Raw genomic sequence first — 26019 nt, forward strand, 5'->3', positions numbered from 1 at the left:
ATCCGCCGCACCGAGCACGTCCCTCCGCGCCTGTTCCCAAGCGCGGCATCCCCGCCGGTCAGGCGGCGAAGGAGATGGTTCACGTGTCCGCTACGCCCGTGCTGGCGTTGCGCGGAGTCTCCAAGCGATTCGGTGCAGTGCAGGCACTCACCGACGTCGAGCTGGAGGTCCACGCCGGAGAAGTGGTCGCCCTGGTGGGCGACAACGGCGCAGGAAAGTCGACCCTGGTCAAGACGATCGCAGGTGTCCACCCCATCGATGAGGGCGTCATCGAGTGGGAGGGCAAGCCGGTCAGCATCAACAAGCCGCACGACGCCCAGGGCCTCGGCGTCGCGACCGTCTACCAGGACCTCGCCCTGTGCGACAACCTCGACGTGGTCGGCAACCTCTACCTCGGACGCGAGCTGCTGCACCGCGGCGTCATCGACGAGGTGTCGATGGAGAAGAACGCCCGGGAGCTGCTGAGCACGCTCTCCATCCGGATCCCGAGCGTGCGCATCCCGATCGCGAGCCTCTCCGGCGGTCAGCGCCAGGTCGTCGCCATCGCCCGCGCGCTGATCGGCGACCCGAAGGTCGTCATCCTCGACGAGCCCACCGCCGCCCTCGGCGTCGAGCAGACCGCGCAGGTCCTCGACCTGGTCGAGCGGCTGCGCGAGCGCAACCTGGGCGTCATCCTCATCAGCCACAACATGGCCGACGTCAAGGCGGTCGCGGACACCGTGGCCGTCCTGCGCCTGGGCAAGAACAACGGCTCCTTCCCCGTGAAGGACACCAGCCACGAAGAGATCATCGCCGCGATCACCGGTGCCACGGACAACGCCGTGACCCGTCGTGCGGGGCGTCGCACCGCGGAGGCGGCAAAGTGAGCGACACGTCCAAGACCGTGAAGAGCGACTCCTCGGAGCCGGAGAAGGTCGAGAAGGCCGAGGGCGTGGTGGCGGACCAGTCCACCGTCGCCCCCGCCGACGACCCGACGGCCGCGCCGGTCTCCGTCGTCGACCCGCGCCTGCTGGTCCGCGAAGAGGGCCTCAAGGGCTACGTCACCGAGTTCAAGCGCAAGGTGAAGGGCGGCGAGCTGGGCTCGCTGCCGGTGGTGATCGGCCTGATCATCATCTGGACGATCTTCCAGCTGAAGAACGACCGCTTCCTGAGCGCCGACAACCTCTCGAACATCAGCTACTTCATGTCGGCCACCGGCATGCTGGCCATCGGCCTGGTGTTCGTCCTGCTGCTCGGCGAGATCGACCTGTCGGTCGGCTCCGTCAGCGGCCTGGCGGCCACGGTGTTCGCCGTGTTCGTGGTGGACCACAGCATGAATCCCTGGCTGTCGCTGATCCTGACGATCGTCGTCGGCGCGGGCATCGGCGCGCTGCAAGGCTGGTTCTTCGCGAGGATCGGCGTACCCGCGTTCGTGGTGACCCTGGCCGGCTTCCTCGGCTGGAACGGTCTGATGCTGTGGCTGCTCGGCTCCAGCGGCACGATCAACCTCCCGTCGGACTCCGGCCCGATCCACCTGCTCGGCCAGAGCTCCTTCTTCATGGACCAGGCCATCATCGGCGCCTACCTGCTGGCCGGTCTCGCCGTCGTGCTGTCCGCGGTCGGCAACTTCGGCGAGCAGCGCCGTCGCCGGGTGGCGGGCGTTCCGTTCCGTCCGACCAGCGAGATCCTGCTGCGCGTAGGCCTGCTCGCCCTCGCGGCGTTCGTGTCCGCCGCCGTGCTGAACAACGCCTCCGGCGTCTCCAACGCGCTGGTGATCTTCCTGGCGGCGCTGGTCATCGTGGACTTCGTGCTGCGTCGTACGACGTACGGCCGCAAGGTGTTCGCGGTCGGCGGCGGCATCGAGGCCGCCCGCCGCGCCGGTATCAACGTGCCGATGATCCGGATCACCGTGTTCGCCATCTCCGGCGCCTTCGCCGCGGTCGGCGGCATGTTCTTCGCCGGTCAGACCGCGGGCGCCTCGCTGAGCGCCGGCGGCGGCAACACCCTGATGCTCGCCATCGCGGCGGCCGTCATCGGCGGCACCAGCCTCTTCGGCGGCCGCGGCACCGTCTGGTCCGCCCTCCTGGGCATGCTGGTCATCCAGTCCATCCAGACGGGTCTGGACCTGCTGAACATGAACACCTCGATCCAGTACATGATCACCGGTGGTGTTCTGCTCGGCGCGGTCGTCATCGACTCCGTCTCCCGCAAGAGCCAGAAGGCGGCGGGCCGCGGCTGACGCCCCGGCAGCAACGTCACGACCGTGCCCGGCGCCGCGATGGCGCCGGGCACGGCCGTGTTTCCAGGGGCCGGGCACAGTCCGGTCATAGGAAAGGTCCATCATGGGTACAGCCGATCGCGTGACCTATGACGCATGGGCCGAACGCCGTCCGCCGGGACGGAACATTAGACTCGACAAGCCCGGCAACAGCTCGATCAGCTTTTACTGCAAGGAGGCACGGGTGCCGCTGCTGACCCGCATCAGGGGACCGCGCGATCTGGACCGGCTCAGCCTGGAAGAGCTGGACCAGCTGGCAGAGGAGATCCGGACCTTCCTGGTCGACGCCGTCTCCAAGACCGGCGGCCACCTCGGCCCCAACCTCGGCGTGGTCGAGCTCACCATCGCCCTGCACCGGGTCTTCGAGTCCCCCAAGGACAAGGTGCTGTGGGACACGGGCCACCAGTCCTACGTGCACAAGCTGCTCACGGGCCGCCAGGACTTCTCCCGGCTGAAGATGAAGGGCGGCCTGTCCGGCTACCCCTCGCAAGGAGAGTCCGAGCACGACGTCATCGAGAACAGCCACGCCTCCACGGTGCTCGGCTGGGCCGACGGCATCGCCAAGGCCAACGAGATCCTCGACCGCGACAGCCATGTCGTGGCCGTCATCGGCGACGGCGCGCTGACCGGCGGCATGGCCTGGGAGGCGTTGAACAACATCGCCGACGCCAAGGACCGCCCACTGGTCATCGTCGTCAACGACAACGAGCGCTCCTACGCGCCGACCATCGGCGGCCTCGCCAACCACCTCGCGACCCTGCGCACCACCGACGGCTACGAGCGCTTCCTGGCTCGCGGCAAGGACCTCCTGGGACGCACCCCGGTCGTCGGCAAGCCCCTCTACGAGACGCTGCACGGCGCGAAGAAGGGCCTGAAGGACTTCATCGCCCCACAGGGCATGTTCGAGGACCTCGGCCTGAAGTACGTCGGCCCGATCGACGGCCACGACATCGAGGCCCTGGAGTCGGCGCTCGCCCGCGCCAAGCGCTTCGGCGGCCCCGTCATCGTGCACTGCCTCACCGAGAAGGGCCGCGGCTACCAGCCCGCCCTCCAGGACGAGGCCGACCGCTTCCACGGCATCGGCCCCATCCACCCCGACACCGGCCTGCCGGTCAAGGCCTCGGGCGCCGACTGGACCTCCGTCTTCGGCGACGAGATGGTCGCGCTCGGCAAGGAGCGCGAGGACATCGTCGCGATCACGGCGGCGATGCTGCAGCCGGTCGGCCTGAAGAAGTTCGCGGACGCCTTCCCGGAGCGGATCTACGACGTCGGCATCGCGGAGCAGCACGCCGCCGTCTCCGCCGCGGGCCTCGCCGCGGGCGGAGTGCATCCGGTGTTCGCCGTGTACGCCACCTTCCTCAATCGTGCCTTCGACCAGGTCCTCATGGACGTCGCCCTCCACAAGTGCGGTGTGACGTTCGTACTTGACCGGGCGGGTGTCACCGGCACCGACGGCGCGTCCCACAACGGCATGTGGGACATGTCGATCCTCCAGGTCGTCCCCGGCCTCCGGCTCGCCGCCCCGCGCGACGCCGACCAGGTCCGCGCCCAGCTGCGCGAGGCCGTCGCCGTCGACGACGCGCCGACCGTGGTCCGCTTCTCCAAGGGCGCCGTCGGCCCCGCCGTACCCGCCGTGGGGCGCGTCGGCGGCATGGACGTGCTGCGCGAGGCGGGCACGGACATGCCCGACGTGCTGCTCGTCTCCGTGGGCGCCCTCGCCCCGATGTGCCTGGAGATCGCCGGCCTGCTCGACCGGCAGGGCATCACCACGACCGTCGTCGACCCGCGCTGGGTCAAACCGGTCGACGAGGCGATGGCCCCGCTCGCCGAGCGCCACCGGGTCGTCGTCACCGTCGAGGACAACAGCCGCGTCGGCGGCGTCGGCTCGACGATCGCCCAGGCCCTGCGCGACGCCGGCGTCGACGTCCCGCTGCGAGACTTCGGCATCCCGCCCCGCTTCCTCGACCACGCCTCCCGCGCCGAGGTCATGGCGGAGATCGGGCTGACCGCCCCCGACATCGCCCGTCAGGTCACCGGGCTGGTCTCCCGGCTCGACGGCAAGTACGGCAGCGATGCGGCCGAGGTCGACTCGGTGGAGCCCGCCCGCGACTGACGCCACCCGACACGCCCGGATGGGCTGCTTTCCTCACTGCCAAGAGTGGTGGAAGCGGCCCATTCGCGTTAATCCGCCCGCGCCGGGGCATACGAAGTACGCCCCCTCTCGATCATGTCGAGGACGACACAGCGTGGGAGGTAAACCCGTGAGCAGTACCCTCTTCCGGACGAAGAAGGTCGAGCAGTCCATCCTCGACACCGAGGAACCAGAGCACGCGCTCAAGAAGTCGTTGTCCGCGCTGGATCTGACCGTCTTCGGCGTCGGCGTCATCATCGGCACCGGCATCTTCGTCCTGACCGGCACGGTGGCCAAGAACAACGCCGGGCCCGCCGTCGCCCTGGCCTTCGTGGTGGCCGGCGTCGTCTGCGCGCTCGCCGCGCTCTGCTATGCCGAGTTCGCCTCCACCGTCCCGGTGGCGGGCTCCGCGTACACCTTCGCGTACGCCTCCCTGGGCGAACTGCCCGCCTGGATCATCGGCTGGGACCTGGTTCTGGAGTTCGCGCTGGGCACCGCGGTGGTCGCCGTCGGGTGGTCCGGCTACATCGCCTCGCTGCTGGACAACGCGGGCTGGCACCTCCCGGCGGCGCTCAGCGGGAGAGAGGGCGCCGACGGCTTCGGCTTCGACATCCTCGCCGCCGCCCTGGTCCTGGTCCTCACCGCCATCCTCGTGGTGGGCACGAAGCTCTCCGCGCGGGTCACCTCCGTCGTGGTCGCCATCAAGGTGACCGTCGTCCTGACCGTGATCATCGCGGGCGCCTTCTTCATCGAGGGCGACAACTACGACCCGTTCATCCCGAAGGCGCAGCCCGTGCCGGCGGGCGACAGCCTCCAGTCCCCGCTGATCCAGCTGATGTTCGGCTGGGCGCCCGCCAACTTCGGCGTGATGGGCATCTTCACCGCCGCCTCCGTCGTCTTCTTCGCCTTCATCGGCTTCGACGTCGTCGCCACCGCCGCCGAGGAGACCCGCAACCCGCAGCGGGACATGCCGCGCGGCATCATCGGCTCGCTGATCATCTGCACGACCCTGTACGTCGCCGTGTCGATCGTCGTGACCGGTATGCAGAACTATCGTGAGCTGTCCGTGGACGCCCCGCTCGCCGACGCCTTCAAGGCCACCGGGCACCCCTGGTTCGCCGGCTTCATCAGCTTCGGCGCCGCCGTCGGCCTGACGACCGTCTGCATGATCCTGCTGCTCGGCCAGACCCGGGTCTTCTTCGCGATGAGCCGCGACGGACTCCTGCCGCGCTTCTTCTCCCACGTCCACCCGCGGTTCAAGACCCCGCACCGGCCGACCATCCTGCTCGGCGTGATCATCGCGATCCTGGCCGGCTTCACCAGCCTCAGCGAACTCGCCGAGCTGGTGAACATCGGCACGCTGTTCGCCTTCATCGTCGTCGCGATCGGCGTCGTCATCCTCCGCAACACCCGCCCCGACCTGCCCCGTTCCTTCCGCACCCCCTGGGTGCCGGCCCTGCCGATCGTCTCGGTGCTGGCCTCCCTGTGGCTGATGCTGAACCTGCCCACCGAGACCTGGCTCCGGTTCGGCATCTGGATGGTCATCGGCTTCGTCGTCTACTTCCTCTACGGCCGCTCCCACAGCCGTCTCGGAAGGGAGCGGCAGGCGACGGCGGGGGAGACCCCTCCGGCGCCGGGAGACTAGAGGGCACGGGTCCAGGGCGGGGTCGGGTCCGGAGGCGGTGCCGGGTCCCAGGGCGCCGCTGGACCAAGGGCAGCGCTCAGCCCCGTACCGACCGTGGTCCCGTGACGTCCGCGCCCAGGTCCGTCACCCGGCGACGCAGCTCGCGGTCGGCGGTGACGACCAGACGGGGGCGGCCGCCGGCCGCGGCGACCAGCTCGACGATCCGGTCGTCCCCGCTGCCGGGCGCCGCCTCGACCCGTACGCCCGGCACCGGCTCCACCCCGCGGGCCGCGCCCTCGACGACCAGGACGAGCTCCACGGGCCCGGAGTGCCCCGGGAGTCCGTCCGCGGCCAGCCGGTCGCGCAGCCGCTCGGCGGCCCCGCGCCGGTCCCGCCACCAGCCGTCGGGCACCGACCCGACGACGTTCGCGCCGTCGACGATCACGAGGAGAGGGGCGCTGTCGGTGCTGTCGGTGTCGTCGTCCAGAGGGCCGTCCATGCGGCCAGGGTCCCACGGGCGCCGTACCGGCAGCCCGCCCGGAGTGCTCCGGGAGCCGCCGTCATACAGTGATCGGGTGAACGGCGACTGGCTCATACGCGGCCGCGACGGGCGGCTGAGTGTCTATCTCACGTCGGACGACGCCGTCCTGTGCCGGGCCGAGCGCGCACCGGGCGGGTCCTGGGACGCCCCGCGCCGGGTGGGCGGCGACCAGCGGGTCCACCCGGTCCTCGCCGTCGGCCACGGCGTCGACGGCTACGCCCATCTGACGTCCTGGCGGCCCACCGCCAAGGGGGAGGCGGGCCTGGTCCACTCCACCCACTTCCGGCCTCTCCTCGCCGCCCTGGACTGGGCGCCGCTGGGCCACCCCGCGCGCAAGGGCGACCGCACCGGCGTCCCCGCGGTCGCCGTGGACGCCGAGGGGCGTGCGCACGTCTTCGTCCGCAACACCGCCACCGGGCTCAGCATGGTCGCCCAGAAGGAGAAGGGCGGCTGGGACCCGTGGCGCGACCTCAAGGGCAGGGGCGTCGAGGGACCGCCCGTCGCGGTGACGGGGGAGTCGGGGCGCGTCGAGGCGTACGCCGCCGTGCCCGAGGGAGTCCTGCACTGGCGGCAGCCGGAGCCGGGCGCCCAGCCGGTGTTGGCGCAGGCCCTGGAAGCACGGGTCCGGCCCGGCACCCTGCGCGCCCTGGCCACCTCCCCGGAGCGCACCACCCTCTTCTTCACCGACGACTCCGGCGATGTCTGCGCCTGGCGTCCCGGCGCCAAGCCCGCCCCCGTCCTGCCCGCTGCCGGCCCCGGCCCGGTCGCCGCGATCCGGACCGAACTCGACGGCCACGACTGCACGTTGCTCGCCCAGCGCTCCACGAGCGGCCGGGTCGCCTTCGCCGCCTATCCGACCGAGCAGGAGTCGGCCGGCGCCTGGTGGTCCGACTCGGGCCCCCAACTCCCGGCCGACGCAGAGGTGGCGCTCGCGCTGGACCACGAGGACCGGGTCGTCGCGGCGACCCTCTCCCCGTCCACCGGCAGCCTTCTGCTCACCCGCCGCAAGGCCGAGCCGGGACTGGCGCTGACGGCGTGGCGGACGGTGTGACGGGGAGGAGACAAGCGGGTTGGGTGAGCAGGTGAGGTGAGGTGAGGTGAGGTGAGGGGTGAGGGGGCGTGGTGAGGGTGGGCGGCCGAACCTCGCCGCCGGCAGTCATGGTGACGGGACGTCAGATGGCGGGACATCGGATGATGGAACACCAGGTGATGGAACACCAGGTGATGGAACACCAGATGACGGGTCGGGAGGTCGGATGACAGTTCAGGAAGCCGGATGACAGCTCAGGAAGAGGAGGACCCGCCGCTGGCAACGACGTCTCGCGCACGTCCGCGGTGGACTTCGAGGTCCTGGACCGGCTGGACCCGCCGCAGGTCGTGGGCCCGAGGCCGAACGCCTGGTGCGGTCCGCGCCCGCGCTTCTCCGGCAAGGCGCCCCGTGGCGCGGCGAAGGTCATGGTCCTCGAGCAGGGCAGGCTCATCGCCGAGGCGCCCGTCCAGGAGGACGGGACCTGGCGGGTCACCCACGCCCACGACTGGCGGCCGGGGACCTACACGGTCGAGTTCGTGGCCGTGTTCAGCGCCATCCGCTCGACGCCCGCCCCGCTGACGCTGCGCGTGCACGGCATCCCCGAGGACAACTGGCTGCACACCTCGCTGGCGTCCCGCGAGCCCTGCTCCGGCGCCTGCGAGCACTACCCGGCGATGCCGGCCTGGTGACCTCACACCGAAGGAGGGCCTCCGCGACAAGCGGAGGCCCTCCTCACGTACGCCGTACGGCCGTTACGCCGGAACCGACGCCAGACCCTGCGCCAGGAACCGCTTGCCGTTCACGCGCTCCGACACGCCCTCGCGGTCCAGGTACGGCGTGACGCCGCCCAGGTGGAAGGGCCAGCCCGCGCCCGTGATCAGGCAGAGGTCGATGTCCTGGGCCTCGGCGACGACGCCCTCGTCGAGCATCAGCCCGATCTCCTGCGCCACCGCGTCCAGCACCCGGTCGCGCACCTGCTCCTCGGTCAGGACGCTGTCGCCCTGCTTCAGGAGCGCGGCGACCTCGGGGTCCAGCTCGGGCTTGAACCCGTTCTCCGCGGTGTAGACGTAGAAGCCGCGCTTGCCCGCCTTGACGACGGCGGCGAGGTTCGGGGAGACGGTGAAACGCTCCGGGAACGCCTTGTTGAGCGTTTCCGAGACGTGCAGGCCGATCGCCGGACCGACCAGCTCCAGGAGCACCAGCGGGGACATCGGCAGGCCGAGCGGTTCCACCGCCTTCTCCGCGACCTCGACCGGGGTGCCCTCGTCGATGACGTTCTGGATCTCGCCCATGAAACGGGTCAGGATGCGGTTCACGACGAACGCCGGGGCGTCCTTCACCAGAACGGCGGTCTTCTTCAGCTTCTTCGCGACGGCGAAGGCGGTCGCCAGCGACGCGTCGTCGGTGGCCTCGCCCCGCACGATCTCCAGCAGCGGCAGGATCGCGACCGGGTTGAAGAAGTGGAAGCCGACGACCCGCTCGGGGTTCTTCAGCTTCGACGCCATCTCGGTCACCGACAGCGACGAGGTGTTGGTGGCGAGGATGGCGTGCGCCGGGGCGACCGCCTCGACCTCCGCGAACACCTGCTGCTTGACGCCGATCTCCTCGAACACGGCCTCGATGATGAAGTCCGCGTCGGCGAAGCCCTCGGCCTTGTCCAGGACACCGGTCACCAGGGCCTTGAGGCGGTTGGCCTTGTCCTGGTTGATCCGGCCCTTGCCGAGCAGCTTCTCGATCTCGGCGTGGACGTAGCCCACACCCTTGTCGACGCGCTCCTGGTCGATGTCCGTGAGGACGACCGGGACCTCCAGGCGGCGCAGGAACAGCAGCGCCAGCTGCGAGGCCATCAGGCCCGCGCCGACCACGCCGACCTTGGTGACCGGACGGGCCAGGTTCTTGTCCGGGGCGCCGGCGGGACGCTTGCCGCGCTTCTGGACGAGGTTGAAGGCGTAGATGCCCGCGCGCAGTTCGCCGCCCATGATCAGGTCGGCGAGGGCGACGTCCTCGGCGTCGAAGCCCTGCTGGAGGTCGCCGTTCTTGGCGGCGGCGATGATGTCCAGGGCGCGGTAGGCGGCCGGAGCGGCCCCGTGCACCTTGCTGTCGGCGACGGACCGGCCGCGGGCGACGGCCTGGTCCCAGGCCTCGCCGCGGTCGACGACGGGACGCTCGACCTCGACGTCGCCCTTGAGGACCTGCGCGGTCCAGATCAGCGACTGCTCCAGGAAGTCGGCGCCCTCGAAGATCGCGTCGGCGATCCCCAGCTCGAAGACCTGCTCGCCCTTGAGCTGCTTGTTCTGGTTGAGGCTGTTCTCGATGATCACCGAGACGGCCTTGTCGGCGCCGATCAGGTTCGGCAGCAGCGCGCAGCCGCCCCAGCCGGGGACCAGACCGAGGAAGACCTCGGGGAGCGAGAACGCCGGCAGGGCCTTGGAAACGGTCCGGTAGGCGCAGTGCAGACCGACCTCGACGCCGCCGCCCATGGCCGCGCCGTTGTAGTAGGCGAAGGTCGGCACGGCGAGACCGGACAGGCGCTTGAAGACCTCGTGGCCGCCCTTGCCGATGGCGAGCGCGTGCTCGTACTCCTTCAGCAGCTCGACGCCCTTGAGGTCGGCGCCGACCGCGAAGATGAACGGCTTGCCGGTGACGCCGACACCGACGATCTCGCCGGCGGCGGCCTCCTTCTCCACCTGGTCGATCGCGGCGTCGAGGTTCGCGAGCGAAGCGGGGCCGAAGGTGGTCGGCTTGGTGTGGTCGAAGCCGTTGTCGAGGGTGATCAGGGCGAACCGCCCCGCACCGGACGGCAGGTCCAGGTGGCGTACGTGCGCGCTGGTGACGACCTCGTCCGGGAACAGCTCGGCCGCACCCTTCAGCAGCTCAGTGGTGGTGCTCACTTGTCCCCCTCGAAGTGCGGGTTCTCCCAGATGACCGTCGCGCCCATGCCGAAGCCGACGCACATGGTGGTCAGGCCGTAGCGGACGTGCGGCTGCTCCTCGAACTGGCGGGCCAGCTGCGTCATCAGGCGGACGCCGGAGGAGGCCAGCGGGTGGCCGAAGGCGATCGCGCCGCCGTACTGGTTGACGCGCGCGTCGTCGTCCGCGATGCCGTAGTGCTCCAGGAAGGCCAGCACCTGGACCGCGAAGGCCTCGTTGATCTCGAACAGACCGATGTCGGAGATGGACAGACCCGCCTGGGCGAGCGCCTTCTCGGTGGCCGGGATCGGGCCGTAGCCCATGACCTCCGGCTCGACGCCCGCGAAGGAGTACGCCACCAGGCGCATCTTGACCGGCAGGCCGTTCTCGCGGGCGAAGTCCTCGGACGCGATGAGGGAGGCGGTCGCGCCGTCGTTCAGACCGGCCGCGTTGCCCGCGGTGACCCGGCCGTGCACGCGGAACGGGGTCTTGAGACCGGAGAGGTTCTCCAGGGTCGTTCCCGGACGCATCGGCTCGTCGGCGGTGACCAGGCCCCAGCCCGTCTCACCGGCCTCGGCGTTCGTGCGACGCACGGAGATCGGCACCAGGTCGGCCTGGATCTTGCCGTCGGCGTACGCCTTGGCGGCCTTCTCCTGCGAGCGCACCGCGTACTCGTCGGCGCGCTGCTTGGTGATGGTGGGGTAGCGGTCGTGCAGGTTCTCGGCGGTCATGCCCATGAACAGGGCGGACTCGTCGACCAGCTTCTCGCTGACGAAGCGCGGGTTGGGGTCCACGCCCTCGCCCATCGGGTGACGGCCCATGTGCTCGACGCCGCCGGCGACGGCGACGTCGTACGCGCCGAAGGCGACGGAGCCGGCGACCGAGGTGACCGCGGTCAGGGCGCCCGCACACATGCGGTCGATCGAGTAACCGGGCACCGAGGTGGGCAGACCCGCGAGGATGCCGGCGGTGCGGCCGAGGGTCAGGCCCTGGTCGCCGATCTGCGTGGTCGCGGCGATGGCGACCTCGTCGATCTTCTTCGGGTCGAGACCGGGGTTGCGGCGCAGCAGCTCCCGGATCGCCTTCACGACGAGGTCGTCGGCCCGGGTCTCGTGGTAGATGCCCTTCGGGCCCGCCTTGCCGAACGGGGTACGGACGCCGTCGACGAAGACGACGTCCCTGACGGTACGAGGCACGATGGCTCTCCTCCAGGTGCGGGATGGCACTGCTGCGTGGCGCAAGCGCTGAGCGCGCGCTCAGGACCCATGCTACTTATGGGTAACGTAGCTGCACAGCCCTGCCGGGGGGAGCGGCGAATGTCACACCCGGACGGGTGGCGCGGTGGAGCCCCTGGGGGTGAGCGAGGGCGTCGGCACCGGATGCGAGCCCGGCCCCGATCCCATGATCACCCCGAACAGCGTGCGCGCCGCCTCCGCGCCGAATCCGTGCACGTCATGGCTCATCGCGGACAGCGTCGGATGGGTCAGCCGGCACAGCTGGGAGTCGTCCCAGGCCAGCAGGGAGACGTCCTGCGGCACGTGCAGCCCCATCTCGGCCGCCACCGCGAGCCCCGCCACCGCCATGATGTCGTTGTCGTAGACGATCGCCGTCGGCCGGTCGGGCGGCGACGCGGTCAGCATCGACCGGGTCGCCCGCGCCCCCGCCTCCCCGGAGTAGTCCGTGGCCACCTGCCACGCCCCCGCCAGCCCCAGACTCCGCGCCGCCTGGTCGAAAGCGGCCGTGCGGATCGCGGTGTGCCCGAGCGCCGCCGCGCCCCCGACCCGGGCGATACGACGGTGCCCGAGCGCCGCGAGATACCGCACCGCCTCCGTCACCGCGGTCGCGTCGTCGGTCCACACGGACGTCAGACTCCCGGTCAGCGACGGATGCCCCACGGCCACCACCGGCATCCCGAGCCGCTCGGTCGCCGCCACCCGGGGGTCGTCCTCCCGGAAGTCCACCAGGATCGACCCGCCCACCTGCCGCCCCCGCCACCACGACTCCTGGATCCCGACCTCGTCGTCCAGGTTCTTCACCAGCCGCAGCAGCAGCGAGCAGGAGTGCTCGGTCAGCACGCTCTCCACCCCGGAGACGAACTCCATGTAGAACGGCTCCAGGCCCAGCATCCGCGCCGGCCGGCAGATCGCCAGCCCCACCACGTCCACCCGCGAGCTCGACAGCGACCGCGCCGTCAGGTTCGGTTCCCACCCGAGCTCCCGCGCCGCCGCGAAGATCCGGTCCCGGGTCGCCTCGGACAACCCCGGCTTGCGGTTGAAGGCGAGCGACACGGCCCCCTTGGACACGCCGGCGCGCGCGGCGACGTCCTTGATGGTCACGCGGGGCGACGGGGAGGCTGTCATCGAGCGGGCTCCTGGCAGTACAGCGCGGCACGGGCGGCCTCGGCGTCCGGAGTCTGCCAGCCCGCCACCCCGATGGTCACCCGCTCCCCGGGAAGCAGCGTCACCAGCCCCCGATCGGCCCACGCCCCCGCCTCCATCCGATCGGCCTGCAACAGCAGATCCCGTACGAGGGTGCGGGCCGTGACCGTGACGCTCCCCGGCGCTGCCGTCACCTCGAACTCGGGCTGCGGATAGGGGATTTCACGGTCGGGCACCGGGAAGTGCAGGGCCCGCAGCCCCGCCGCGTCCGCCACCAGGAACTCCTTCGCGCCCACCGGCTCCAGCTCCGCCGGCACCGGCACCTCGCCCACCGCCCGCGCCCCGACGCCCAGTTCCACGCCCTGCGCGCCGAGCAGCTCCCCCTCGACGGACATCCGCCGCAGCGACAGCGTGCCCGACCAGCGCTCGGCGGCCTGGTTCACCGCCGCCAACACCAGCCTTCCGTCCCGCTCTTGAAGCGTGAGCAGCCGGTCCGCGTACAGCCGCCGCAACTCGTGATACAGCGGTTTCTCCCGCCCGTCGCCGTCGATCGCCGCCCAGGACGTCACCGGCCAGCAGTCGTTGAGCTGCCAGACGACCGTGCCCGCGCACACCGGCCAGTGCGCACGCCAGTGCTCGACCCCGGTCGCCACCGCCCGCGCCTGATTGACCTGCATGAGGTAGTGCCACCGGTCGAAGTCCCCCTCCGGCACGGCGAAATGCCGGGCCAGCCCCCGCTCCAGCTTGCCGTTGCCGTCCTCCGCCTTCTGGTGGTGCAGCATGCCGGGGGAGTCCGGCGCGAGCTCCTCCCCGGGCAGCGCCCGCCGCAGCGTGGCGTACGCGGGCGGCGCCTGCCAGCCGAACTCGGCGACGAACCGCGGCACTTCACTCCGGTACTCGGCGTAGTCCACCCGGTTCCACACCTCCCACGAGTGGTGCGTCCCGTGCGCCGCCTCGTTCGGATGCCGCCGCCACGACCCCGACCAGGGACTCCCCGCCGTGTACGGCCGCGTCGGATCCAACTCGGCCACCACCCGCGGCAGTACGCCCAGGTAGTACCCCTCGCCCCACGAGTCCCCGCCGAGCCGCTCCTCCCACCCCCAGTCCCGGAAACCCCACAGATTCTCGTTGTTCCCGTTCCACAGCACGAGCGACGGATGCGGCATCAGCCGTACGACGTTCTCGCGGGCCTCCGCCTCCACCTCGCCCCGCAGCGGCTGCTCCTCGGGGTAGGCCGCACAGGCGAACGGGAAGTCCTGCCACACCAGCAGGCCCGACTCGTCGCAGGCGTCGTAGAAGTCCTCGCTCTCGTAGATCCCGCCGCCCCACACCCGGACCAGGTCCACGCCCGCGTCGGCGGCCTGCCGCAACCGTTTCCGGTAGCGCTCCCGGGTCACCCGGGACGGGAACACGTCGTCCGGGATCCAGTTGACGCCCCGCGCGAAGAGCCGCTCCCCGTTGACGACGAGGGTGAACCCGGTGCCGTGGGCATCGGCCGAGGAGTCCAGCTCGACGCTCCGGAAACCGATCCGCCGCCGCCAGACGTCAAGCGGCGCGCTCCCGTGGTGCAGCGTCAACTCGACGTCGTACAAAGGCTGTTCACCGTACCCGCGCGGCCACCACAGCTCCGCCTGAGGCACCTCCACCCGTACGACGCCCCCGGTTCCCTCCACCGCGCCCCGCACCCGCACGTCGCCCACCCGGGCCTCCAGGGTGAGGGCGGCCTCCACGCGGGTCCGCTCCACCTCGACGTGCAGCTCGACGACGCCGACGCCCTGGTGGACGGTGACGAGCGGTCGCACCCGGGCGATCCGGGCCGTCGACCAGCGCTCGAGGCGCACCGGCCGCCAGATGCCGGCCGTCACCAGGGTGGGCCCCCAGTCCCAGCCGAAGGAGCAGGCCATCTTGCGGAGGTACTGGTAGGGCTCGTCGTAGGCGGCCGGGCGGTCGCCCAGCTTTCCGCGCACCGCTTCGGCCTCGGCGTAGGCGGAGGCGAACCGGACGGTCAGCGGCCCGCTCAGGCCCGTCACGTCGAAACGGTACGAGCGGTGCATGTTCCGCACCCGGCCGAGGAGCCGGCCGTCCAGCGTGATCTCGGCGGCCGTGTCGAGGCCGTCGAAGACCAGGTCGGTCTGCTCGTGCCCGGACGGCCCGGCCGGCAGCTCGCTCTCGTACACCCACTCGCGCCGCCCGACCCACTCGACCTCGCGCTCGTTCAGGCCGAGGAAGGGGTCGGGGATCACCCCCGCCGCGAGCAGATCGGTGTGCACACAGCCCGGCACCGCGGCCGGGAGCGTCCCCGCCGGGCTCTCCGGGTGGCGCAGGATCCATCCGTCGTCGAGCGGTGAGGCCTCCAGCATGTGCACTCCCTAAACCGGTCAAGCCCACAACTGAGCGCCACTTCTCCATCGTTGGCGGGAATGGGACTTTACCGGTTGAGAAAGCGCTGTCAGAGTGCCGAATCAGCCAACCCGCTCGTGCTCGTCCGTCCCAAGAACGGAAGTGATGCACATGAACCGCAGTACGAACCGCCGTATGAACCGCCGTACGGTCCTCGCCCTCGCCGTGGGAGCCGCCCTGCTCGTGCCGGGGTGCACCGCCACCGGAGGCACCTCCAAGGGTGCGGACGCCGACGCGCCGGACGACCCCGCGAAGGTGACCGGCACCATCACCGTCCTCACCGTGCGCACCGATCTCGTGCAGGACGGCACGATGAAGAAGTACGCCGCCGCGTTCAACAGGACCTATCCGAAGGTGAAGGTCGAGTTCCAGGCCCTCACCAACTACGAGTCCGAAGTCAAGATCCGGATGAACACGGAGAACTACGGCGACGTCCTGCTCATCCCCGGGGTCATCAAGAAGAGCGACTACCCGAAGTACTTCGCCTCGCTGGGCACCGAGACCGAACGCGCGAAGAAGTACCGGTTCACCGATTTCACCGCCGTCGACGGCAAGGTCTACGGGCAGAGCCCGGTCGGCGTGACGCCCGGCTTCGTCTACAACAAGCGGATCTGGCGCGAGGCCGGCGTCGGTCAATGGCCCACCACCCCGGCGGAGTTCCTCGCCGGCCTCAAGGCGATCAAGTCGAAGACGGACGCGGTGCCGTACTACACCAACTTCGCCGCGCAGTGGCCGCTGACCTCCTGGACCTTCGTCAACGGCTCGGTGCACTGCGACCCCCAGGCCACCACGAAGCTCACCGACAGCGACCCCTGGGCCCAGGGCGCCGATCTGCGCGTCGGCGACACGCTGCTGTACGACATCGTCCACGAGGGCCTCGCCGAGAAGGATCCGACGACCACCAACTGGGAGGCTTCCAAAGCCCAGTTGGCCAAGGGCGACATCGCCACGCAGTGGCTCGGCACCTGGGCGGTCGTCCAGTTCCAGGACGCCGCGAAGAAGGCCGGGGTGAACCCCGACGACATCGGTTTCATGCCGTTCCCCGCCCAGGTGGACGGCACGTTCTGCGCGGTGGTCGGCCCCGACTACAACCAGGCGGTCAACGTCCACTCGAAGCACAAGGAAGCCGCCCGCGCCTGGATCGACTGGTTCACCGACAAGTCCGGCTACGACAAGGACAACCTGGCGATCTCCCCGCTGAAGGACGCCCCGCTGCCCACCGTGCTGAAGCCCTACGAGGACGCGGGCGTGAAGCTCATCGAGCTGGACGACTCCAAGGGCGCCGAGGTCAAGCTGATCGACAGTCGGTCCGAGGTCGGCATCAACACCCCGGACTACCGCCAGGACCTGGTCGACCTCGCCCGCGGCGCGAAGAAGGGCACCCTGGACGACTTCCTGGCCGACCTCGGCAAGAAATGGACCGAGGCACAGAACGACGCGGGGTCCTGATGACGGACACCGCCGAGAAAGCGGCCCTCGGCCGGCCCACCAGCGATCCGCCCGCCGCCTCCGCGCCCCGCCGGAGGTGGACCTGGCGCAGCCTCACCCCCTGGCTGTTCCTGATCGCGCCCCTCGCCCTGCTGATCACCTTCACCTATGTGCCGATGGTCAACATGGTCGCGTACAGCTTCACCGACTGGGACGGGGTGAGCCCCGAGCTGCACTACACGGGCGCCGGCAACTACACCGAACTCTTCACCCGGCCCGAGCTGTTCGAGGTGTTCTTCGTCAGCGGTTACTACCTCGCCGCCTCGGCCGTGCAGATCGTCGCCGCGCTCTACTTCGCGACGGTGCTGAGCTTCAACGTCCGTTTCCGAAGTCTCTTCAAGGGCGTGCTGTTCTTCCCCTACCTGATCAACGGGGTCGCCATCGCCTTCGTCTTCCTCTACTTCTTCCAGGACGGCGGCACCCTCGACTCGATCCTGGCTCTGGTCGGCTACCACTCCGACCGCGCCTGGCTCGGCACCCCGGTCTCCGCGAACGTCTCCCTCGCGGGCGTCTCGGTCTGGCGCTACCTGGGCCTGAACTTCGTCCTCTTCCTCGGCGCGATCCAGTCGATTCCGGGAGAGCTCTACGAGGCGGCCGAGCTGGACGGGGCGAACCGCTGGCACCAGTTCCGGCACATCATCGCGCCCGGCATCAAACCGGTCCTGACCCTGACGGTCATCCTCTCCGTCTCGGGCTCGCTGTCGGCCTTCGAGATCCCGTACATCATGACCGGCGGGGCGACCGGCACCGAGACCTTCGTGATCCAGACCGTGAAGCTGGCGTTCCAGTTCAACAAGACGGGCCTCGCCTCGGCCGCCGCCGTGGTCCTGCTGCTGATCATCCTGGCGGTGACCTGGCTGCAACGGCGGCTCGTCCCCGACGACAGGGTGGACCTCGTATGAGCAAGCCGGACCAGGCGGGCACGGCCCGTCGCGCCGTACTGCGCGCCCTCGTCTACCTGTCCCTGATCCTGGCCACGGTGGTCGTCCTGCTGCCGCTGGGGGTCGTGGTCCTCACCTCCCTCAAGACCGAGAAGGAGATGGCGGACGACAGCGGAGCCCTGACGTTCCCCGACGACCCGCTGAACTTCCACAACTACGTCACGGCGTTCCAGGACGGCCGGATGCTCTCGGCCTTCGGCAACACGGCGATCATCCTGGTCTTCGCCATCGCCGGCACGGTCCTCATCGGCTCGATGACGGCGTACGCCATCGACCGCTTCACGTTCCGCTTCAGGAAACTGGTCGTGGCCCTGTTCCTGCTGGCGGCCCTGGTCCCCGGGGTGACCACCCAGGTGGCGACCTTCCAGATCGTCAACGGCTTCGGCATGTTCGACACCCTCTGGGCGCCGATCGCGCTCTACATGGGCACGGACATCGTCTCGATCTACATCTTCCTGCAGTTCGTCCGCTCGATCCCGATCTCCCTGGACGAAGCGGCCCGGCTGGACGGCGCCAACTCCTTCACCATCTACCGCAAGGTCATCTTCCCGCTGCTGAAACCGGCCGTCGCGACCGTCGTGATCGTGAAGGGGATCACCGTCTACAACGACTTCTACATCCCCTTCCTCTACCTGCCCTCCCAGGATCTTGGCGTGATCTCGACGTCCCTGTTCCGCTTCAAGGGCCCCTTCGGCGCCCAGTGGCAAACGATTTCGGCAGGAGCGGTCCTGGTCATCCTGCCGACACTGATCGTCTTCCTGGCGCTGCAGAAGTACATCTACAACGGTTTCATGCGGGGAGCGACGAGGTGAGCCCCGCTGGAACCACTTGCCGGAGCCCCTCTCCGGAGCCCCTCTCCGGAGCCCCCCGCGTCCAGGGCGCGGCGGCTAGGCGTCCTTCGCGGACAGGGCGGCCACCAGTACCGGGGTCACCTGTTCGACCTGCCAGGGCCGGGCCCCGTAACCCGTGAGAGCGGTTGCTACCGAGGTCTCGTCCAGCGGCTGCGGCGGCTCCCAGCAGACCCGCCGCACCGTGTCCGGGGCGACGAGGTTCTCCTGCGGCATGTTCAGCTCCTCGGCGAGCGCGGAGACGGCGGTCCGGGCCGCGGACAGTCGTGCCGCGGCCGCCGGGTCCTTGTCGGCCCAGGCCCGCGGCGGCGGGGGCCCCGCCACCGGCTGCCCCGGCTGCGGCAGCTGCGACTCGCCGATCGCCTTCGCCCGGTCCACGGCAGCCTGCCACTGCTCCAGCTGCCGCCGCCCCATCCGATGGCCGAACCCGTTCAACGCCGCGAGCGCGTGCGCGTTCACCGGGAGGGCGAGCGCGGCCTCCACGATGGCCGCGTCCGACAGCACCTTGCCCGGCGACACGTCCCGCCGCTGCGCGATCCGGTCCCGGGTCTCCCACAGCTCCCGTACGACCCCGAGCTGGCGCCGCCTGCGGACCTTGTGCATGCCGGACGTACGCCGCCACGGGTCCTTGCGGGGCTCCGGCGGGGGAGCGGAGGCGATCGCGTCGAACTCCTGGTGGGCCCAGTCCAGCTTGCCCTGCCGGTCCAGCTCCTTCTCCAGCGCGTCGCGCAGGTCGACGAGCAGCTCGACGTCGAGCGCCGCGTACCGCAGCCACGGCTCGGGCAGCGGCCGGGTCGACCAGTCGACGGCCGAGTGCCCCTTCTCGAGGACGAAGCCCAGCACGCCCTCGACCATCGCGCCGAGGCCGACCCGCGGGAACCCGGCGAGCCGACCGGCCAGCTCGGTGTCGAACAGCCGCGTCGGCACCATGCCTATCTCGCGCAGACACGGCAGGTCCTGGGTGGCGGCGTGCAGCACCCACTCGACGCCGGACAGCGCCTCGCCCAGGGCGGACAGGTCGGGGCAGGCCACGGGGTCGATCAGCGCGCTGCCGGCGCCCTCGCGACGCAGCTGCACCAGATAGGCGCGCTGTCCGTAGCGGTAGCCGGAGGCCCGCTCGGCGTCGACGGCGACCGGGCCGGAGCCGGCCGCGAACGCGGCGATGACCTCGGCGAGGGAGGCCTCGTCGGCGATCACGGGAGGGATGCCCTCGCGCGGTTCGAGCAGAGGTGTCGGCGCCCCGGAAGCAGTCGATCCGCCGTCGTCCGGAGGGGCGCCTCCGGTGGTTCGCAGTGAACTGGCTGCTGCGGTTTCTTGGGCGTCGGTCACCTGTCAAGGGTATCCGTGTATGGACGGCGCCCGCCGACGGAACGTTCCGTCGACGGGCACCGGGGGGTCGTAAACCAGTCAGCTCGGTGCAGGCGGGGTGAAGGAGGGGGAGGGCGGGGGGACTGAGGCGGGGGGCCGAGGGGGGACCGAGAGGGGCCGAAGGGGGCTTGAAGGGGGCCTGAGGGAGGGCCTGAGGGGCGGGCCTGAGGGGGCGGTCGTCAGTGGATGATGCCGGTGCGCAGGGCCACCGCGACCATGCCGGCGCGGTCGCCCGTGCCGAGCTTGCGGGCGATGCGGGCGAGGTGGCTCTTGACGGTCAGCGCGGACAGGCCCATCGAGACGCCGATCGCCTTGTTCGACTGGCCTTCGGCGACCAGCCGCAGCACCTCCACCTCGCGGCCGGACAGCTCGCGGTAGCCGCCCGGGTGGCTCGGGGCACCCGGGGGGCGGCGGTGGAGGCGGGCGGCGGCCGAGCCGATGGGGGCGGCGCCGGGCCGGGTGGGGAGCCCGACGTTGGTACGGGTGCCGGTGACGACGTAGCCCTTGACGCCGCCCGCGAGGGCGTTGCGCACGGCGCCGATGTCGTCGGCGGCGGAGAGGGCGAGCCCGTTGGGCCAGCCGGCGGCGCGGGTCTCCGACAGCAGGGTGAGGCCGGAGCCGTCGGGCAGGTGGACGTCGGCGACGCAGATGTCGCGGGGGTTGCCGATGCGGGGACGAGCCTCCGCGATGGACGAGGCCTCGATGACATCGCGCACACCGAGCGCCCACAGATGGCGGGTGACGGTGGAGCGGACGCGCGGGTCGGCCACGACCACCATGGCGGTGGGCTTGTTCGGGCGGTAGGCGACCAGGCTTGCGGGCTGCTCGAGGAGAACGGACACCAGGCCTCCTGGGGTGTGGGACGAGGCCGGTTCGCGGGGCTCGTGGGGATGAAGCCGGGACGAACCGTGCTTTCAAGGTCACAGTCGTCTTCGGCACCGAACCCGGGGTTCTTTAGAAAATGATCACGATCTAGTGAGTAACAATACGTGCAATTCGGACACGCGATCGATCATCCGAAGATCGAATCGGTTTATGTCGGTCTCGTACGAGATCGAAAGTGGCCGTATCGACAAAGAGATGGTCAATGGTGACGGCCAGATGATTGACGCGGCGCGATGTGGATTGACGCGGCTCGACGCCGACCGGCGTCGAACGAAGTCGTTCGACGCCGGGAGGGTCAAAGAAGGGGGAGGAGGGAGAGGGGGAGGAAAGGGGGAAAGGGAGAAAGGGGAGGAAGGGGAGGAAGGGGAGCGGTCAGCGGGACTGGGGTCCGCGGCGCTGCGGCAGCGTGACCACCGACGCGTCCCCCGGGCCGGCCGGCGGCAGCCCTGCCACCTGCGCCAGCAGATCGCACCAGGCCGCCAGATGCGCCCCGCTGTCCGGCGCCCCGCCCAGCCCCTCGCGGGGCGTCCAGGAGGCCCGGATCTCGATCTGCGAGGTCGCGGGACGCTCAGCCAGTCCGCCGAAGTAGTGCGAGCTCGCGCGCGTGACGGTGCCGCTCGGCTCGCCGTACGTCAGTCCGCGCGCCTGGAGCGCGCCGGTCAGCCAGGACCAGCACACGTCCGGCAGCAGCGGGTCCACGGCCATCTCCGACTCCAGTTCGGCCCGGATGAGGGTGACCAGGCGGAACGTTCCGTGCCAGGCGTCGTGCCCGGCCGGGTCGTGCAGCAGCACCAGCCGGCCGTCGGCCAGGTCCTGGTCGCCGTCCACGACGGTCGCCTCCAGCGCGTACGCGAACGGGGCGAGCCGTTTCGGGGCGGGTGTCGGCTCGATCTCGATCTGCGGCCGCAGCCGCGCCGTCCTCAGCGCGTCGACGGCGGCCCGGAAGGGCAGTGGAGCCGACCTGCTCTCATCCCGGTCCCCCTCGTTCGCGTCGTCCATCCCGCCAGCGCCGTCCGACAGTCGTCCCTGAGCCGCAGCCATGCGGGGAAGATTAAGGGGAACGGGGCCTTCGCGCAGGGCAAGACACCCGTGCGGGGGCCGCGGGCGGCTGCGCGTTGGGCGAACACGCGCACGGACCGGGGGCCGCGGGGCACCCGCGGGAGGCGCGGCCGACCCCCGCGAGGACACGGCGGCGGCAACGCGGAGGACGCGGCGGGGGCAACGCGGAGGACGCGGCGGCGGCAACGCGGAGGACGCGGCGGGGGCACGCCGGACGGCACGGCAGACGGCACGGCAGGGCTGCGCGGGGGCACGCCGGACGGCACGCCTGACGCCACGGCAGGGGGCGGCGGGCGGCATGGCAGGGGGCGGCCTCAGCGCCTCCGGCGCCGTGGGAGACTTGCCGTCGTGAGTGCGAACGGAAGCCCCGCGGGCCAGCAGCCGACAGCGACGTACGACAGTGCCTTCCTGAAGGCGTGCAGGCGTGAGCCCGTGCCGCACACGCCCGTGTGGTTCATGCGGCAGGCCGGGCGCTCCCTGCCGGAGTACCGCAAGGTCCGCGAGGGCATCCCGATGCTCGAGTCCTGCATGCGGCCCGAGCTGGTCACCGAGATCACCCTCCAGCCGGTGCGCCGGCACAACGTGGACGCGGCGATCTACTTCAGCGACATCGTCGTCCCGCTCAAGGCCATCGGCATCGACCTCGACATCAAGCCCGGCGTCGGCCCGGTCGTCGAGCGCCCGATCCGCACCCGCGCCGACCTCGCCCAGCTGCGCGACCTCACCCCCGAGGACGTCTCCTACGTCACCGAGGCCATCGGCCTGCTGACGGCCGAGCTCGGCGCCACCCCCCTGATCGGTTTCGCGGGCGCGCCTTTCACCCTCGCGAGCTACCTCGTCGAGGGCGGCCCGTCGCGCACGTACGAGAACGCCAAGGCGATGATGTACGGCGACCCGGAGCTCTGGGCCGATCTGCTCGACCGCCTCGCGGAGATCACGGCCGCGTTCCTGAAGGTCCAGATCGAGGCGGGCGCGAGCGCCGTCCAGCTGTTCGACTCCTGGGCCGGCGCGCTGGCCCCCGCCGACTACCGCCGCTCGGTGCTGCCCGCCTCCGAGAAGGTCTTCCGCGCGGTCGAGGGCTACGGCGTTCCGCGCATCCACTTCGGAGTCGGCACCGGCGAGCTGCTGGCGCTCATGGGCGAGGCCGGCGCGGACGTCGTCGGCGTCGACTGGCGCGTCCCGCTCGACGAGGCCGTGCGCCGGGTCGGCCCCGGCAAGGCGCTCCAGGGCAACCTCGACCCGACCGTGCTGTTCGCCGGCCCCGAGGCCGTGGAGACCAAGGCCCGCGAGGTCCTCGACGCGGCGGCCGGTCTGGAGGGCCACGTCTTCAACCTCGGCCACGGCGTCATGCCGTCCACCGACCCGGACGCGCTGACCCGCCTGGTCGACTACGTCCACACGCAGACCACTCGGTAACCGGTTCGACCAAGGACTTTCGGTTAACCGGTTTCACCAGCTGTGCCGGGGCCGGGCGCGTCTGCCGAACAGCAGGCCGCGGGGCTCCGGCGGCGGGGGTGTGCCCCGCTTGAGCGGCCAGGCGAGCAGCATGCCCGCGAGGAAGCCGACGATGTGCGCCGCGTACGCCACGGTGCCCACGTCGGAGACGCCCTCGCCGGAGGAGTACACCGCCTGGAGCACGAACCAGAAGCCCAGTACCAGCCAGGCCGGCAGCCTCAGCGGCAGGAAGACCAGGAACGGGACGAGCACCCACACCCTGGCCTTCGGATACAGCACCAGATAGGCCCCGAGCACCCCCGCGATCGCCCCCGACGCGCCGATCAGCGGGTCGGTCGAGTCGGCGTTGAGGACCGCGAAGCCGTACGAGGCCGCGTAGCCGCAGACGACGTAGAACAGCGCGAAGCGGATGTGACCCATGCGGTCCTCGACGTTGTTGCCGAAGATCAGCAGGAAGAGCATGTTGCCCAGCAGGTGCAGCCAGCCGCCGTGCAGGAACATCGCGGTGAGGACGCTCAGCGGCGGCGACTTCTCGTAGCCCGGAGGGGCCAGCAGACAGCCCGCTCCCCGTACGCCTCCGGTGGGGACGAGCTGGGGCAGCTGATGGTGGATCAACTCGCGCGGTACGGCCGCGTAGTGCTCCAGGAAGGCGTGCAGATGGCATGTCTGGGCGAGGGTGCTGTCGCCGGCGACCGAGCCGGACAGGCCCGGCATGAACCAGAACACGAGGACGTTCGCCGCGATCAGGGCGTACGTCACCACCGGGGTGCGGCGCACCGGGTTCACGTCATGGACGGGGATGACCACAAGGAAGTACTGCCCCCGATCCGTTCGACGAATCGGTGAACACGCCTCCTGGACCGTGCGTATGAGTCGGCAACTGCCCGCGGCACGGGGAAGGCGAGTCGCGGGGACGACGTGAGGAACAGGCGATGAACGACCGAGTCACTCCCCCGATGCACGCCACACCCGACGGCGAGGCGGAGATCGCTCTTGTGATCAAGCTGCCCTGGGAGGACGTCGCACGGCTCGGCCAGGAGGCCGGGCGGATGGCTTCACAGATGCAGCGGCCGGTGACGCTGGACGAAGCCGTCAGCAACCGGTTGCGGTCCCGGCCCGCGGCGGCGGCTCATGCGAGGCCCGCGGAGCAGCCGGCGGCCCCGGCCGCGGTCTCCGCTCTGCCGAGGCTGAGCGGAACCGCCTGAGCGACGTTTCCGGGCGCGGGGGCGCGGAAAGCCGGTGGCGCCCCCGTGGCGGAGCGTCGGATCGACACAGCACCGCGCCCCTCAAGCCCGTCACCCTGCCGCCCACTCACCCGTTCCGGATCTTTGTCGCCGCTTTCCTCGCCGCCACCAGCACCGGGTCCCACACCGGACTGAACGGCGGGGCGTAGCCCAGGTCCAGGGCCGTCATCTGCTCCACCGTCATCCCGGCCGTCAGGGCCACCGCCGCGATGTCGACGCGCTTGCCCGCGCCCTCCCGCCCGACGATCTGGACGCCCAGCAGCCGGCCCGTCCGGCGCTCGGCGATCATCTTCACCGTCATGAGGGAGGCGCCGGGGTAGTAGCCGGCGCGGCTGGTCGACTCGACGGTGACCGTCTCGAACCGGAGACCGACCCTGCGCGCGTCCTTCTCCCGCAGACCCGTGCGGGCGATCTCCAGGTCGCAGACCTTGCTGACGGCCGTGCCGACCACACCCGGGAAGGTGGCGTAGCCGCCGCCGACGTTGGTGCCGATGACCTGGCCGTGCTTGTTGGCGTGGGTGCCGAGGGCGATGTGGCGTTCCTGCCCGGAGACCAGATCCAGGACCTCGACGCAGTCGCCGCCGGCCCAGATGTCCTCATGGCCGCGCACCCGCATCGCCAGATCGGTGAGCAGCCCGCCGTGGGCGCCCAGCGGCAGCCCGGCGGCCGCGGCCAGCGCGGTCTCCGGACGTACGCCGATCCCGAGGACCACCACGTCCGCCGGATACTCGACGTCCCCGGCGACCACCGCCCGTACCCGGCCGTCCTCGTCGGTGAGCAGCCCGGTGACCTCGGCGTCGTTCACCATGGTGATGCCCAGGCCCTCCATGGCCCTGTGCACCAGGCGGCCCATGTCCGGGTCGAGGGTCGACATCGGCTCGCTGCCGCGGTTGACGACGGTCACCTCGTAGCCGCGGTTGATGAGCGCCTCGGCCATCTCCACGCCGATGTACCCCGCCCCCACGACCACCGCGCGCTTCCCCCGCGCGCGTGCCAGCGTGTCGAGCAGCGCCTGCCCGTCGTCCAGGATCTGCACCCCGTGCACGCCCTCGGCGTCCGCGCCCGCGATCCGGGGCCGGATCGGGCGGGCCCCGGTCGCGATGACGAGCTTGTCGTACGACGTCCAGGACTCCGCCCCGGAATCGACGTCACGCGCGCGTACCCGCCGCCCCGCCACGTCGATCTCCGTGACCTCCGTGCGCAGCCGCAGGTCGATCCCGCGCGCGCGGTGCTCCTCGGGGGTACGGGCGATCAGCTCGTCCCGCCCGGCCACGTCACCGCCCACCCAGTACGGGATCCCGCACGCCGAGTAGGACGTGAAGTGGCCTCGCTCGAAGGCCACGATCTCCAGCTCCCCGGGCCCCTTCAGCCGGCGGGCCTGGGACGCCGCGGACATGCCCGCGGCGTCGCCTCCGATGACGACCAGTCGCTCCATGCTCATGCGAACACGCTACGGGGGCC

Annotated in this window: 20 protein-coding genes and 1 pseudogene; 11 read left to right on the plus strand and 10 right to left on the minus strand. The window is 70.9% G+C overall.

The window, feature by feature from the left end:
* Positions 1-74 precede the first annotated feature (74 nt).
* The 4 genes from OG562_RS32535 (at position 75) to OG562_RS32550 (ending at position 6033) form a co-directional block, all read left to right on the plus strand.
* Positions 75-866 (plus strand): ATP-binding cassette domain-containing protein, encoded by a 792-nt coding sequence (locus tag OG562_RS32535; RefSeq protein WP_266404359.1) that lies wholly within the window; start codon positions 75-77, stop codon positions 864-866.
* A 17-nt stretch (positions 867-883) separates the two neighbouring features.
* Complete coding sequence (locus OG562_RS32540; protein ID WP_266409639.1) at positions 884-2218, plus strand: sugar ABC transporter permease; 1335 nt, start codon at positions 884-886, stop codon at positions 2216-2218.
* A gap of 223 nt (positions 2219-2441) precedes the next feature.
* Positions 2442-4370, plus strand: a complete 1929-nt coding sequence (dxs, locus tag OG562_RS32545; RefSeq protein WP_266409640.1) for a 1-deoxy-D-xylulose-5-phosphate synthase — start codon at positions 2442-2444, stop codon at positions 4368-4370.
* Between the two features lie 148 nt (positions 4371-4518).
* Positions 4519-6033, plus strand: a complete 1515-nt coding sequence (locus OG562_RS32550; protein ID WP_266404360.1) for an amino acid permease — start codon at positions 4519-4521, stop codon at positions 6031-6033.
* Between the two features lie 76 nt (positions 6034-6109).
* Here the strand turns inward: OG562_RS32550 and OG562_RS32555 are convergent, their stop codons facing one another.
* A complete protein-coding gene (locus OG562_RS32555; protein ID WP_266404362.1) occupies positions 6110-6511 on the minus strand; it encodes an NTP pyrophosphohydrolase in 402 nt (133 codons plus the stop codon).
* 76 nt (positions 6512-6587) lie between these two features.
* On the opposite strand from OG562_RS32555, the gene OG562_RS32560 reads away from it, so the two are divergent.
* Positions 6588-7604, plus strand: a complete 1017-nt coding sequence (locus OG562_RS32560) for a hypothetical protein (protein ID WP_266404364.1) — start codon at positions 6588-6590, stop codon at positions 7602-7604.
* Between the two features lie 257 nt (positions 7605-7861).
* A pseudogene (locus OG562_RS32565) lies at positions 7862-8272 on the plus strand (hypothetical protein); the annotation flags it as partial.
* Positions 8273-8335: 63 nt separating this feature from the next.
* On the opposite strand, the gene OG562_RS32570 reads toward OG562_RS32565, so the two are convergent.
* From OG562_RS32570 to OG562_RS32585, 4 genes are all read right to left on the minus strand, one after another.
* Entirely contained in the window at positions 8336-10474 is a 2139-nt protein-coding gene (locus OG562_RS32570) for a 3-hydroxyacyl-CoA dehydrogenase NAD-binding domain-containing protein (protein WP_266404365.1), read from the minus strand.
* Positions 10471-11688, minus strand: a complete 1218-nt coding sequence (locus OG562_RS32575) for an acetyl-CoA C-acyltransferase (protein ID WP_266404367.1) — start codon at positions 11686-11688, stop codon at positions 10471-10473. The genes OG562_RS32570 and OG562_RS32575 overlap by 4 nt, the downstream gene beginning before the upstream one ends.
* A gap of 123 nt (positions 11689-11811) precedes the next feature.
* Positions 11812-12852, minus strand: coding sequence for a LacI family DNA-binding transcriptional regulator (locus OG562_RS32580; RefSeq protein WP_266404369.1), 1041 nt, complete (start codon positions 12850-12852; stop codon positions 11812-11814).
* Positions 12849-15230: a glycoside hydrolase family 2 protein gene (locus tag OG562_RS32585; protein ID WP_266404370.1), complete on the minus strand. Its 2382-nt coding sequence runs from the start codon at positions 15228-15230 to the stop codon at positions 12849-12851. The genes OG562_RS32580 and OG562_RS32585 overlap by 4 nt, the downstream gene beginning before the upstream one ends.
* 175 nt (positions 15231-15405) lie before the next feature.
* Here OG562_RS32585 and OG562_RS32590 point away from each other — a divergent pair, with 175 nt between their 5' ends.
* The 3 genes from OG562_RS32590 to OG562_RS32600 are packed head-to-tail and all read left to right on the plus strand — an operon-like array spanning position 15406 to position 18511.
* A complete protein-coding gene (locus OG562_RS32590) occupies positions 15406-16719 on the plus strand; it encodes an extracellular solute-binding protein (protein ID WP_266409641.1) in 1314 nt (437 codons plus the stop codon).
* Positions 16719-17660, plus strand: a complete 942-nt coding sequence (locus OG562_RS32595) for a carbohydrate ABC transporter permease (RefSeq protein WP_266404372.1) — start codon at positions 16719-16721, stop codon at positions 17658-17660. Before OG562_RS32590 ends, OG562_RS32595 begins: the two co-directional genes overlap by 1 nt.
* Positions 17657-18511, plus strand: coding sequence for a carbohydrate ABC transporter permease (locus OG562_RS32600; protein ID WP_266404374.1), 855 nt, complete (start codon positions 17657-17659; stop codon positions 18509-18511). Before OG562_RS32595 ends, OG562_RS32600 begins: the two co-directional genes overlap by 4 nt.
* 75 nt (positions 18512-18586) lie before the next feature.
* On the opposite strand, the gene OG562_RS32605 is transcribed toward OG562_RS32600, so the two are convergent.
* The 3 genes from OG562_RS32605 to OG562_RS32615 form a co-directional block, all read right to left on the minus strand.
* A complete protein-coding gene (locus OG562_RS32605) occupies positions 18587-19876 on the minus strand; it encodes a ribonuclease D (RefSeq protein ID WP_266404375.1) in 1290 nt (429 codons plus the stop codon).
* A 218-nt stretch (positions 19877-20094) separates the two neighbouring features.
* A complete protein-coding gene (locus tag OG562_RS32610) occupies positions 20095-20757 on the minus strand; it encodes a response regulator transcription factor (protein WP_189715754.1) in 663 nt (220 codons plus the stop codon).
* A gap of 415 nt (positions 20758-21172) precedes the next feature.
* Positions 21173-21841, minus strand: a complete 669-nt coding sequence (locus OG562_RS32615; protein ID WP_266404378.1) for a DUF3000 domain-containing protein — start codon at positions 21839-21841, stop codon at positions 21173-21175.
* A 366-nt stretch (positions 21842-22207) separates the two neighbouring features.
* Between OG562_RS32615 and hemE the strand changes: the two genes are divergently transcribed.
* Complete coding sequence (gene hemE / locus OG562_RS32620; RefSeq protein WP_266404379.1) at positions 22208-23275, plus strand: uroporphyrinogen decarboxylase; 1068 nt, start codon at positions 22208-22210, stop codon at positions 23273-23275.
* A 33-nt stretch (positions 23276-23308) separates the two neighbouring features.
* On the opposite strand, the gene OG562_RS32625 is transcribed toward hemE, so the two are convergent.
* Positions 23309-24121, minus strand: a complete 813-nt coding sequence (locus OG562_RS32625; protein ID WP_266404380.1) for a rhomboid family intramembrane serine protease — start codon at positions 24119-24121, stop codon at positions 23309-23311.
* A 125-nt stretch (positions 24122-24246) separates the two neighbouring features.
* Between OG562_RS32625 and OG562_RS32630 the strand changes: the two genes are divergently transcribed.
* Positions 24247-24519, plus strand: coding sequence for a hypothetical protein (locus OG562_RS32630; protein WP_266404381.1), 273 nt, complete (start codon positions 24247-24249; stop codon positions 24517-24519).
* A 106-nt stretch (positions 24520-24625) separates the two neighbouring features.
* Here OG562_RS32630 and OG562_RS32635 read toward each other — a convergent pair whose 3' ends face one another.
* On the minus strand, positions 24626-25999 hold the full coding sequence (locus OG562_RS32635; protein ID WP_266404384.1) for an FAD-dependent oxidoreductase: 1374 nt from the start codon (positions 25997-25999) through the stop codon (positions 24626-24628).
* Between the last annotated feature and the right edge of the window lie 20 nt (positions 26000-26019).

Source organism: Streptomyces sp. NBC_01275, from assembly GCF_026340655.1.
In the GTDB taxonomy this organism is placed as follows: domain Bacteria; phylum Actinomycetota; class Actinomycetes; order Streptomycetales; family Streptomycetaceae; genus Streptomyces.

What these genes read in the sequence shown, in the direction of transcription:
- OG562_RS32535 (WP_266404359.1), top strand. Translation starts at nt 75, where the DNA reads ATGGTTCACGTGTCCGCTACGCCCGTGCTGGCGTTGCGCGGAGTCTCC.
- OG562_RS32555 (WP_266404362.1), bottom strand. Translation starts at nt 6,511, where the DNA reads ATGGACGGCCCTCTGGACGACGACACCGACAGCACCGACAGCGCCCCT.
- OG562_RS32580 (WP_266404369.1), bottom strand. Translation starts at nt 12,852, where the DNA reads ATGACAGCCTCCCCGTCGCCCCGCGTGACCATCAAGGACGTCGCCGCG.
- OG562_RS32585 (WP_266404370.1), bottom strand. Translation starts at nt 15,230, where the DNA reads ATGCTGGAGGCCTCACCGCTCGACGACGGATGGATCCTGCGCCACCCG.
- OG562_RS32590 (WP_266409641.1), top strand. Translation starts at nt 15,406, where the DNA reads ATGAACCGCCGTACGGTCCTCGCCCTCGCCGTGGGAGCCGCCCTGCTC.
- OG562_RS32595 (WP_266404372.1), top strand. Translation starts at nt 16,719, where the DNA reads ATGACGGACACCGCCGAGAAAGCGGCCCTCGGCCGGCCCACCAGCGAT.
- OG562_RS32600 (WP_266404374.1), top strand. Translation starts at nt 17,657, where the DNA reads ATGAGCAAGCCGGACCAGGCGGGCACGGCCCGTCGCGCCGTACTGCGC.
- OG562_RS32615 (WP_266404378.1), bottom strand. Translation starts at nt 21,841, where the DNA reads ATGGCTGCGGCTCAGGGACGACTGTCGGACGGCGCTGGCGGGATGGAC.
- OG562_RS32630 (WP_266404381.1), top strand. Translation starts at nt 24,247, where the DNA reads ATGAACGACCGAGTCACTCCCCCGATGCACGCCACACCCGACGGCGAG.
- OG562_RS32635 (WP_266404384.1), bottom strand. Translation starts at nt 25,999, where the DNA reads ATGAGCATGGAGCGACTGGTCGTCATCGGAGGCGACGCCGCGGGCATG.